The organism is Planococcus sp. S3-L1 (assembly GCF_030063085.1).
GTDB classification, from domain to species: Bacteria; Bacillota; Bacilli; order Bacillales_A; family Planococcaceae; genus Planococcus; species Planococcus kocurii.
Genome location: NZ_JASISN010000023.1, coordinates 21,646 through 33,244 on the forward strand (window position 1 = coordinate 21,646; position 11,599 = coordinate 33,244).

Annotated in this window: 10 protein-coding genes; 6 read left to right on the forward strand and 4 right to left on the reverse strand. The window is 42.4% G+C overall.

Features of this window, described 5'->3' with window-relative positions; genetic code table 11:
- Nucleotides 1-31 precede the first annotated feature (31 nt).
- Both QMF37_RS15820 and QMF37_RS15825 read left to right on the forward strand, forming a co-directional pair.
- A complete protein-coding gene (locus tag QMF37_RS15820; protein ID WP_058386823.1) occupies nucleotides 32-574 on the forward strand; it encodes an NADPH-dependent FMN reductase in 543 nt (180 codons plus the stop codon).
- A 402-nt stretch (nucleotides 575-976) separates the two neighbouring features.
- On the forward strand, nucleotides 977-1,582 hold the full coding sequence (locus QMF37_RS15825; protein ID WP_071152753.1) for a flavin reductase family protein: 606 nt from the start codon (nucleotides 977-979) through the stop codon (nucleotides 1,580-1,582).
- A 76-nt stretch (nucleotides 1,583-1,658) separates the two neighbouring features.
- Here QMF37_RS15825 and QMF37_RS15830 read toward each other — a convergent pair whose 3' ends face one another.
- Nucleotides 1,659-3,974 carry a putative bifunctional diguanylate cyclase/phosphodiesterase gene (locus tag QMF37_RS15830; protein WP_245830216.1) on the reverse strand — a complete coding sequence of 772 codons (2,316 nt, stop codon included), beginning with the start codon at nucleotides 3,972-3,974 and terminating at the stop codon, nucleotides 1,659-1,661.
- A gap of 434 nt (nucleotides 3,975-4,408) precedes the next feature.
- Nucleotides 4,409-5,146 carry an IclR family transcriptional regulator gene (locus QMF37_RS15835; protein WP_071152752.1) on the reverse strand — a complete coding sequence of 246 codons (738 nt, stop codon included), beginning with the start codon at nucleotides 5,144-5,146 and terminating at the stop codon, nucleotides 4,409-4,411.
- A 161-nt stretch (nucleotides 5,147-5,307) separates the two neighbouring features.
- Here QMF37_RS15835 and QMF37_RS15840 point away from each other — a divergent pair, with 161 nt between their 5' ends.
- The 4 genes from QMF37_RS15840 to QMF37_RS15855 all read left to right on the forward strand — a co-directional run bounded on the left by QMF37_RS15840 (nucleotide 5,308) and on the right by QMF37_RS15855 (nucleotide 10,130).
- Nucleotides 5,308-6,195 carry a dimethylarginine dimethylaminohydrolase family protein gene (locus QMF37_RS15840; protein ID WP_283478855.1) on the forward strand — a complete coding sequence of 296 codons (888 nt, stop codon included), beginning with the start codon at nucleotides 5,308-5,310 and terminating at the stop codon, nucleotides 6,193-6,195.
- Nucleotides 6,188-6,949: a dimethylarginine dimethylaminohydrolase family protein gene (locus QMF37_RS15845; RefSeq protein WP_071152750.1), complete on the forward strand. Its 762-nt coding sequence runs from the start codon at nucleotides 6,188-6,190 to the stop codon at nucleotides 6,947-6,949. The genes QMF37_RS15840 and QMF37_RS15845 overlap by 8 nt, the downstream gene beginning before the upstream one ends.
- 129 nt (nucleotides 6,950-7,078) lie before the next feature.
- Nucleotides 7,079-8,497, forward strand: coding sequence for an amino acid permease (locus QMF37_RS15850; RefSeq protein WP_071152749.1), 1,419 nt, complete (start codon nucleotides 7,079-7,081; stop codon nucleotides 8,495-8,497).
- A gap of 13 nt (nucleotides 8,498-8,510) precedes the next feature.
- Nucleotides 8,511-10,130 carry a M20/M25/M40 family metallo-hydrolase gene (locus QMF37_RS15855; RefSeq protein ID WP_283478842.1) on the forward strand — a complete coding sequence of 540 codons (1,620 nt, stop codon included), beginning with the start codon at nucleotides 8,511-8,513 and terminating at the stop codon, nucleotides 10,128-10,130.
- 66 nt (nucleotides 10,131-10,196) lie between these two features.
- On the opposite strand, the gene QMF37_RS15860 is transcribed toward QMF37_RS15855, so the two are convergent.
- Nucleotides 10,197-10,988: a putative hydro-lyase gene (locus QMF37_RS15860; protein WP_058384123.1), complete on the reverse strand. Its 792-nt coding sequence runs from the start codon at nucleotides 10,986-10,988 to the stop codon at nucleotides 10,197-10,199.
- Nucleotides 10,989-11,161: 173 nt separating this feature from the next.
- Nucleotides 11,162-11,560 (reverse strand): RidA family protein, encoded by a 399-nt coding sequence (locus QMF37_RS15865; protein WP_058384124.1) that lies wholly within the window; start codon nucleotides 11,558-11,560, stop codon nucleotides 11,162-11,164.
- Nucleotides 11,561-11,599 lie beyond the last annotated feature (39 nt).

An 11,599-nucleotide genomic window follows, 5' to 3' on the forward strand; every position in this document is an offset into this window, starting at 1 on the left:
GTTCGGAACCAAACAAGAGGAGGAAATAACAATGACAACAGTAAATATCGGCATCATCTTAGGATCAACACGCGAAGGGCGCTTAAGCCCACAAGTAGGCAACTGGGTAAAAGAATTAGCAGACAAACGCGGTGATGCGAACTATACAATTATTGATATTGCAGAATACAAATTGCCGCTTCTTGGCGAAAACGGTGGCGACGCATCCGGAGCAGCTGGCTGGTCTGAAGCGATTGCTAAACAAGACGGCTTTGTCTTTATTACACAAGAATACAACCATTCCATTACAGGGTCACTAAAAAATGCACTCGATTATTTACGCGTGGAATGGAACAATAAAGCAGCGGGTATCGTATCGTACGGATCTGTTGGTGGAGCGCGTGCTGCAGAACATTTACGGGGCATTTTGGGTGAATTATCTGTAGCGGACGTTCGCGTTCATCCAGCATTGTCATTGTTCACAGACTTTGAAAATGGCGCAGAGCTAAAAGCTGCACCGGTTCAAGCAGATTCCGTCAATCAAATGCTCGACCAAGTAATTCCGTGGTCAACAGCATTGAAAACAATCCGTTAATCTTCCCTAAACCGACAGAATGTGCGTAACCATCCGCGCATTCTGTTTTTTAGTTACAATGGGTTATAGATGACGTAAATTGAGTAAATAAGTTGAATGAAAGAAGAACTCGCTGCAAACGGACGTTTTGCAACGAAGCTAGCGCAATTTTTTCTTAGCCTGTTCAATTAACAAATCATCAGGATATGGAGCAAACCAGCGTAGACTCCCGCGAGATAGCGAAGTGTCGAAATCCACTCGGGCGTAAAGTCCGAGTTAGTTTGGTGCAAGCTCGCAGGAAAGCGTAGTTGGTTTGTGGAATAACCATTGCAGAACATTTCTTACGGAAGCTATGGCCAAAGCGATATGTAAAAAATAGCTCATTTATATAGATCAATCTCATTAGTAAAGGAGTGGATAAGCATGATATCAATTGATCCGGAACAAAACGAGGAACGCGACAATTACAAACTATTAGTGGGCTCAATTATTCCACGACCCATCGCGTTTGTCACAACGCAATCCGCGTCAGGAGTCGTTAACGGTGCACCGTTCAGCTATTTCAATGTTGTGTCTTCCAATCCGCCGATGGTGTCGCTTGCGATTCAACGACCAGCAAGTGGCATGAAAGACACAGCTCGTAATATTTATGGCAACGGTGAGTTTGTCGTGCATATGGTAGACCGTGACAATGTAACAAAAATCAACGAAACAGCCGCTTCTTTGCCTCCATCAGAAAGCGAAGTCGAAATAGTAGGGCTGACGCAAGTGCCGAGTTCAATCGTATCGGTTCCAGGCATCGTCGAGTCGAAAATGCGTATGGAATGCCGCTTAGTAGAGTCAGTTGCGTTAGGTGGAGACGGTGCAGGCAGTGATTTGTTCATTGGGGAAATTGTGCAGTTCCACATTGACGAAGCTATTTACGAAAAAGGACGCATCGATCCGAAAGGACTGGATGCTGTAAGCCGGTTAGCAGGAACAAATTATGCAGCGATCGGCGAAATTTTTTCAATGGAACGTCCAAAATAAAGAATTTAAAAACAAGACAAGCCGCTGTCAGATAGCGGCTTGTCTTGTTTTTAGTTGATGAATTTTTAGGAACAGACTAAATCATTTTGACTGAAGGGAATCCGGTGACCAACAACTGAGTAAAACGATCAGCAGGTAGCGGTCTGCTAAAGAGGTAGCCTTGGATTTCGTCACAGCCCAATTCTTTTAGTAGCGCCAATTGCTCTTCAGTTTCCACACCCTCTGCAATTACTGACATATCGAAGCTATGAGCGATAAAAATCATCGCTTCGACGAGTGCTTTATCGTATGGATTTGTGGTCATGTCTTGGACAAAAGGTTGAGCGATTTTCAAGTTGTTGAGTGGGAAACGTTTCAAATAGTTTAGTGATGAGTAGCCAGTTCCAAAATCATCGATCGCCATCTGAATGCCCATTTTTCTCAATGCGTGCATTCGAGAAATGGCTTTTTCCGCATCATCAAGCGCCACACTTTCCGTAATTTCTAGTTCTAACAAAGCTGCTGGAAAGTGGGTAGTTGCTAATACCAGACTGATCGTCTCCAACAAATCGTCTTGCAAAAACTGAAGGGGCGATAAGTTTACAGCGAGCTTCAGGTGAGGATATCCAGAATCATGCCATTCTTTTACTTGCTGGCAAGCTGTATAAAGCACCCATTCACCAATAGGAAGAATTAAGCAAGTTTCTTCAGCCAAAGGAATAAATTCTGCAGGAGAAACGATGGTACCCTCTGCTTTTTGCCAGCGAATCAATGCTTCCATTCCGATAACATCACCACTCGAAGCACAAACTTGTGGTTGATAATGAAGAAAGAATTCCTCATTGGAAAAAGCGCGACGCAGATCATTTTCTAATACTAATTTACTGGAAGTAACGAAAGTCATATCAGTTGAGAAAAACTGATAATTATTTTTGCCTTTTGCTTTTGCACTATACATGGCCCTGTCCGCATGTTTTAGCAATTCGCTTGGTGTTTCTCCATCTTCTGGATACATGGCAATGCCAATACTCATCGAGATAGGCAATTCTTGCCCATTGATGTTCATAGGCTTTGCAAAATCAGACTGTAACCTACGAATGATCGGGATAACGTCTGTTTTAAAATGGATATCAGCAAGGAAAAGTGTGAATTCGTCACCGCCCTGTCGAGAAACGGTATCAATCGGACGCAAATTCGCCAATATTTTTTGCGAAAATGCTTGAAGCAATAAGTCTCCAAATTCGTGGCCGAACGTATCATTAATATTTTTGAAACGATCCAAATCTATGAATACGACAGCGAGCTTTTGACCATTTTGTTTGGCAACTGCTATGGAATTCTCCACTTTTTCAACGAATAGCCTTCTGTTTGGAAGGTTGGTTAATACGTCGTGATAAGCCATGTGCTCCATTTGTTTGACCGCTTTTTCTAGCTGTTCGTTTTTAGAAGTGACTTCTACTGTTCGTTGTTCAATTTTATGCTCAAGGACAGAGGTTAGCTGGTCATAGTTGAATAGCAGTCTCCGATTATCACGTAGCGTAAAAACTTGTCTCGTAATAATAAGAACAGCCGCCACAAAAGCGCCAGCAATCAAGCCCTTCATGTTTTCTTTTTGTTCAACAAGCATAATGGTGAATAGAAGAAGGAGACTCAGGTACGGTAACAGCATACGAATTGAAATTCGTTCATGTGCCCTTGTTGAAGTTGCTTGTGAACCATTTTTGGGTAAAGGATCAAGAGCATGCAAGCCAGCAAGTGCCACTAGTAAAAGACTAAGAGACCATAACGGAGCATATAAAATGCCCGATCTATAAGTATCCGTAACTGTTGAATACAGATAAGCGGTATCGGCAAAAACCATGAAAATAAGACCAGTGATGATTAGAGCTAATACACGTGTCGGTAACAAATAGGAAAAGCTGATATAAAAGCTGATCGCACCAAATAGCAACAACAAATCTCCAAGTGGATAACCTATAGAGACAACGAGCATCATTGGTGAAGATTCTTCCATCAGTAAATACTGAATCAAAAAATGCCAGCTGAGAGCGGTAGAAACAGTAATGATAATCATCATATCGAAAATAAATTTAATTTCATAAGAAATTTCTTTCTTTTGCTTAAACTGATAAACAACAGCAGCTAAATAGAAAAAGATTTGGGAAAAGTAAAAGACATCTGGCCATCCTGGATAATTGGGCTCTTCATATGAAACGTTATGGCTATAAACCCAAATACCTTCAGCGATTGCGTAGCTGAAAGCTCCTAAAGAAAGCAGTAACCAAAACAGACGGTTTTTGCCAACTGATTGACGGGAGACGATAAACAACGTGACACAAGCAACGATAGGCGCAAGCCACGAAATCAGGTTTTCGACCAATACAAAAGTACGTTCGTTGCTATCGCTAAACAAAATCCAAGCGTAGTAAATAGAAATATGAAGAAAGATATAGCTAGAAAATTTACTTTTAATGTTGGAACGTTCGATATGCTTCACCTCTTTTTAGAGAGCAGAATTATCTGCTAGAGTATCAAGGTCGGAAATTCACTCGTATTTTCTTAAGTATAAAGATTTTCTGAAAGAAAGGAATAGATATATCCCATAAAATAACATTTACTTAATGAATATTATTCTTTATGTAATATGATTTTAAAAGTCCAATAGCCTACCAAATTATTCATTTAACGTAATGTGTTAAAACTCAAGACAAAAAGACTGACTCCCTCCTGTTGTCAGTTTTTTCGGTGTGTTCTTTTCAGTGAACGGATTAAAGGAGAGAAAATCAACGATAATCCAGCTTAAAAAGACTTATTCCTACTATTGGGAATAAGTCTTTTTCATTTTAGCTAATAGGTATAGCCCAATTTAGCCGAAATACGCTGACTTGTTTCTTTCACTTGCTGTGCTAGAAACGCAAGTCGCTCATCTGTCAAGTTATAGCTGACAACACCGATGCTAAGAGCACCTTGCACTTTTCCAAAACGATTAAGGATAGATGCGCCAACAGAAGAAGTGCCTTCTGTTCGTTCGCTATGACTGATGGCGTAGCCTTGATCTTTGATTTGCTGCAGGAGGTCATAAAAAGCGGGTTGTTTTTCTTTGGCGATAAATGGCGTAATGGCTTTTTTTATTTCTGCATTTGGCATATGCGAAAGCATCGATTTATTGGCAGCTCCGATGTGAAGTGGAATACGGGAACCGAGTTTGTCATAGACACGGATTGCGTGATTTTCGTTGTCAATTCGCTCAGTGATCAATGCTTCACTTCCCATCGGCTGGCTTAGGTAGACGCTTTCTCCAGTTTCTGTCATTAGACGAACGAGTTCTGGCCGGATGGTACTAATATAATCCATCGTGTCGTACATATGCAGTCCGTACTCTAGCCAAATATTGCCTAAATCATAACGTTTTGTTTTATCGTCTTGCTGAATCATGCCGTGAGCTGCCATGGCTTTTAGCAAACGATGCATAGAACTCACCGGAAGGTCACATTCAGTTGAGAGTTCTGTAATGGTTAGCCCACCTTCAGTTGAACGGGAAACTAATAATTTCACGACACCCATTGCGCGATCAATTGATTGCATAATTCTTTCACCTGTCCTCTGTCTAATATAATTGTTTTAACATTTAAAATATATTGACATTATAACACGTATATCTTATATTGTTAAAAATATATTTTCAACTGGCGGAAATAGTTTCCACTATGTGGAAAAAGGAGTTGAGAGTTTTGAGTGTTTCATCCATGTATCACTCTTTAGAACGAGTTATCGTCAAGCATCCGAATGATGCTTTTATCAACCAGCAACATATTAAAAACGAGTGGCAAAAGCTTAATTATTTATCAGAACCTGATTTTGAAGAAGCAACAAGTGAATACGCTGAATTTATTTCACTGTTATCGCGACATGTTCCGACAATCGATTACTTACCACCGTCAGAGCAGGTCAGTATGGATTCCATCTATGCGCACGACCCGGTTAAATTTACACCTGAAGGGGCTCTTATTCTAAAGTCTGGAAAAGCGCTTCGTCAGCCAGAAGCAGCTGTTTACAGAAAATTTCTTGAAGAAAAAGAAATTCCTATTATTGGTGAATTGACCGGGCAAGCGACGTCCGACGGCGGTGACATTGTTTGGCTTGATGACCGTGTGTTAGCTGTAGGAAACGGTTACCGAACCAATGCAGAAGCTATTCGACAAATCAAAGAAATGACGGCACATCTGGTCGATGAGTTTATCGAGGTGCAGTTGCCTCATGCAGACGGGGAAGAAGAGTGCCTGCACTTAATGTCATTTATCAGCATGGTCGACAAAGATCTCGCTGTTGTCCACTCGCCCTTGATGCCCGTCGCTTTTCGAAAGCTTTTGCTGTCACGCGGTATCCAACTAATCGAAGTACCAAAAGCGGAATACGATCTTCTCGGTTGTAACGTACTGGCAGTTGCACCTCGAGTGTGCATCATGTTAGCAGGCAATCCATCAACAAAACAGCAGTTAGAAGAGGCTGGAGCTGTAGTTTACGAATACAAAGGCGAAGAAATTAGCGTTAAAGGAACTGGCGGACCGACTTGCCTAACAAGCCCGGCCGTGCGTACACCAACTTCAGCGAAAAGGGGACTAACACATGTTTAAAAATGTTATCGTCAAATCACCAGGAAAAAGCTACTTGAATGGATTAACGACATCGGATTTAGGTACACCCAACTACGAACTTTTGCTGGAACAGCATGCTGCTTATATTGAAGCTTTAAAGACGTGCGGTGTTGAAATTACACATTTGTCAGAAAGCGAAGAATATCCTGATTCAACTTTTGTCGAAGACGCAGCCGTGTTAACACCAGAGTTTGCGATGATCACAAACCCTGGGGCAAAGAGCCGAAACGGCGAAAAAGAAGAAATTGAAGCCGTACTAAAAAATTTCTACACGAATTTCCATTACATTACGGCACCAGGCACATTAGACGGTGGAGATGTTTTACAAGTAGACAAACATTTCTATGTAGGGATTTCTGAACGTACAGACCGTAAAGGCGCAGAACAATTCAAAACGATCGTGGAGTCAGAAGGCTACAAGGCAACAATTGTTGAACTGCAGGAATTTTTCCACTTGAAAACGGGCATCGCTTATCTTGGCAATAATACGGTGGTAGCAGCTGGAGAATTTTTGGACCATCCTGACTTTGTGGATTACGAGAAAGTAGAAATTCCCGCGACAGACGAATATTCGGCAAACTGTATCAAAGTAAACGACTATGTCATTATTCCAAAAGGCTTTGAGGAGACAAAACGCAAGTTTGCAGAACGCGGGATCGAAACAATCGAGCTCGAAATGTCAGAGTTTCAAAAACACGATGGCGGACTTAGCTGTTTGTCATTGCGGTTTTAAAAAAGCTGTCGGGTGAACAATTCGACTAAGTGGCTCAAGTATTGATATAAAGTGTCCGTGTAGAGGGACTTTATCGTTTATCAACTACAGCTAAAATATAGAAAATAACAATAGGAAAGGGGAAATTTTATGGTCAAAACACCGGAAGTGCCAGCTGCAAACCAGTTGAACCGTTCCATGAAAAGCCGCCATTTGTTCATGCTTTCACTTGGAGGCGTTATCGGAACAGGATTGTTTTTGAATGTAGGGTATACAATCAACCAGTCCGGTGCAGGAGGCGCGTTAATCGGCTACCTAATCGGCGGCTTGATCCTGTATATGGTGATGGTGTGTCTCGGAGAGCTAGCGGTTCATATGCCAGTTACCGGTTCGTTTCAAACGTATGCCTCGAAGTACATTAGTCCATCTGCAGGATTTTCACTCGGGTGGATGTATTTTGTGGGATCTGCTGCGACAGCGGGTGTTGAATTTACCGCAGCCGGCATTCTGATGAAATATTGGTTCCCAGAAACGCCGATATGGATTTGGTGTGCATTCTTTGTAGTGCTGCTATTTGTATTGAACGCGTTGACGACAAGAGGCTTTGCAGAAGCAGAGTTCTGGTTTGCTGGCATTAAAGTAGTCGCACTTCTGTTGTTTATCGGAATTGGAGCTGCTGCGATTTTCGGTCTGATTCCACTAGCAGATCGTCCGGCGCCGTTTATGGATAACCTAGCACCTACAGGGCTGTTCCCAGCAGGTATTGCCATTATTTTTATCACGATGATGAATGTTATTTTCTCTTATCAAGGATCAGAGCTCGTTGGAATTGCAGCGGGTGAAACAGAAGATCCTGAAAAGAATATTCCGAGAGCGATACGCAATATCTTAGTCCGAATTATCGTTTTTTATATCGCGTCTATTATTATCCTATCCGCGATTTTCCCAGCGTCTGAACTCGGTCTTATGACGAGTCCGTTTGTGACATTGATGGAAATGGCAGGAATTCCATACGCGGGAAGCATCATGAATTTTGTTATTTTGACAGCAATCTTGTCTGTAGGGAACTCGTGCCTTTATGCATCGACCCGTCTTTTATGGGCGATGGCAAATGAAGGCATGGCGCCGCGTATTTTCAGTACGCTGACAAAACGAAAAGTACCGCTTGCAGCATTAATTTTTACGATGATGTTTTCACTGCTGTCGCTTTTAACAAGTGTTATGGAAGCAGACACAGTCTTTATTTTGTTGATGTCGATTGCCGGTATTTCTGTAACGATTTCTTGGATGGGAATTGCCACTTCTCAGTTAATGTTCCGCCGTCATTACGTGAAGTCGGGTGGAGATATTGCCGATTTAAAATTTAAAGTACCTTTTTATCCGTTTGTCCCGATTTTCTGTATTGCTTTTTGTTTGCTGATTCTTGGATTTCTCGCTTTTGATCCAACGCAGCGTATCGGGTTGTTATACGGCATCGGATTTTTCGTAGTCTGTACGGTGTTCTACAAAGTGAAACTAGAAAAGAAAAAATCTGTTCTAGCTCCGGTGGAAGTAGAAACTGTCAAATAAGGAGGAATAGAGAGTGGGGAAATTGTTGTGGGGAACGCCAAAAGATCTTCGTACGCTACTATGTGAATTAGTTAGCTGGGAAAGCCGGACACTGACAGAAGGAGAAAAAGAATTTCCTTTTAAAGTGGAGAATAAGCTAAAACAACTCGATTATTTCAAGCAACATCCTGAATTTTTGGCGCTTCACGAAGCAGATCAGGGACGAAACTTGGTGATGGCTCTTTATGAGCATCCGAAAGCGGCCGATACAATTGTGCTCATCAGCCATTTTGATACGGTGCAAACCGAAGAATATGGGGATCTGGAACAACTCGCATTTCGTCCTGAAGAGTTAACGAAAAAGCTGTTTGAGCGAAAAGACGATCTTCCAGAAGAGGCGCGTGCAGATCTCGAGTCAGGTAACTACTTATTTGGCCGTGGCACGATGGATATGAAAATGGGGCTGGCTCTCCATATGGCACTCATTGAAAAAGCCAGTACGGAAAACTGGCCGCTGAACCTCGTGTTATTGACTGTGCCCGACGAAGAAGTTAACTCAATGGGCATGCGTAAAGCGGTGAGTGAGCTTGTTAACTTGCGTGAAGAGCGCGGCTTGTCGTACAAGATGTTCTTTAACAGTGAGCCGGCATTTTCACAAAAACCGGGTGACGAAAAGCATTACGTCTATTCGGGGACGCTCGGAAAAATCATGCCAGCTGCACTTTTCTATGGCAAAGAAACGCATGTGGGTGAACCGTTAAAAGGCATGACAGCGAATTACATGGCTTCTTTTCTATCGCAAGCGATGGAGTGGAACGCTCTATACCGCGAAAGTGATCTTGGTGAAAGTACACCGCTACCGGTTTCGCTTCAACAAAAAGATTTGAAAATGCAGTATTCGACACAAACACCTTACCGAGCAACTGCTTTGTATAATGTTTTTCTCATGAAACGAAATGCTGCCGAAGTGATGGAACTGTTTGAACAAACGGCAATGCAAGCGGCGACTATGTGTAATACGGCATATAGCGGACTATGCAGGCGTGAAGGGATCGAAGGCATTGGGGAAGTACAGGTATTGCGCTTTGAGCAGTTACTCGAGTATGCAGAAGCGAAACGCGGTGTTCGCTTTGTTTCAAAACTAAAAGCAGAAATTTTAGCACATCCAGAATGGGACGAACGCGAGAAATCGTTGCGTATTGCTGATAAACTGATGATTCAATGTCACGAATTAGCACCAGCAATCATCTTGTTGTTTGCACCGCCTTATTATCCGGCAGTCAATTCATCGGAAGATCCATTTATCATGGAGTGCATTGCCACTGTAAAAAGAGCAGCCGCAGAAAATGGCGTTGAAGTTGATCAAGTTCACTATTTTAACGGACTTTGCGATTTGAGTTATGTTAATTATAGCGACCCTGGTAACGGATGGAGCTCGTATGAACGCAACACGCCTGTATGGGGGGAAACCTATAGCATTCCGTTTGCCGACATGCTTGAGCTACGAGCGCCTGTGTTGAATGTTGGTCCGTTCGGCAAAGACGCTCATCAGTATACAGAGCGGCTTCATATGGACAGTGCTTTTGTTCATACGCCGCATATGCTGGAAAGTTTGATGAAGAGTTTGTGTAAAAAAGTACTTGAGACAGTTTAATGACAAAAACAAAAAGCACAGCCAAAACGGCCCTCCGTTTGGCTGTGCTTTTTGTTCTATCTGAACTTATATGACTCCGACTTCTTCGGTTTTTATATCTGTAATAAACATATGCCCTGGCGCATGTGTAATCATAAATGGCGGTTTGACATGTGCAGCAATGGCTTGTGGCGTGACCCCGCAAGCCCAAAAAAGCGGCACTTCACCATCGTTAATCGTCACGCGGTCACCGTAGTCAGGCTGATTTATATCGTCGATACCGATACTTTCCGGATTGCCAATATGGAGCGGTGCACCGTGGACGGTAGGAAAACGACTTGTTACTTGCACGGCGCGTACCACATCTTTTTCGGCAACAGGACGCATACTGACAACAGTGGGTCCTTCGAATATTCCGGCTTTAATGGTTGGAATAGATGTTTTGTACATCGGTACATTTATTCCTTCGTCGTTGTGGCGAATCGGAATGCCATTGTTGACTAAAGCTTCTTCAAACGTAAAGCTACAACCAATGAGAAACGCGACCATGTCATTATTCCAAAGCTCCGTAATGTTTGTCAGCGTTTCCGTTAATTTCCCGTCTCGGTAAACATGATAAAGCGGAATGTCACTTCTTATATCTGCTGTAGGCGCGGATTGGACAGGTGTAAATGAACCGGCATCGGTGACGTCTATTAATGGACAAGATTTTGGGTTGCGCTGGCAAAATAGCAGGAAATCGAACGCCATGTCTTTTGGAAGAACGACAAGGTTAGCTTGCAAAAAGCCATTCGCCATCCCCGAAGTAGGACTCTTTAAATTGCCTTCTCGAATCAGCTGCCGGATTTCTTCTGGTGTGGAATTTTGTAAGTTGATCATTTGCGAACTTCTCCCATCTGAAAGCGTGAGTTTTATCAATTGGTAGTCTTGTTATGTGAGGTTACTGATTAGCAATAAAAGTAACATCTGATCATTATTTTATACATCAAATAAAACAATAAAGAGCACAATCAAAACGGTACTCCGTTCTGGCTGTGCTTTTTCATAGTGGATCAAACTTGAGCTGCCCAAATTTCAATTTCAATTTTGATGTCGGGCAACCCCAGTTCTGTAATGTACCCAATCGTCATGGCTGGATAATCAGTGCCGAATAGCTGTGACCATTCAGCATATAAGAAATCCCAATCGATCTTTTCGGTAGCCCATATATTTACTTTGATGATATTCTCAGCAGTTAACTGTTCTGAATAGAGAACTTGTTTAATATTTTTAACTGTATTGGTAATTTGAGAATGGAATCCCTTAGGAAGCTTGCCGTTCGCATCTAGACCAATTTGCCCCGAAGTCACATACAGCTCTGCATTTCTGGGGATTCTCGTAATGTGTGTGTAATTGCCGACGGGTTTCGGCATACCGATGGGATTGCGTCTGGTGATTTTATCGTTTTCCACTAGGCTTCCCACCTTTCTTTGCAATTGTATTTTTAGAAA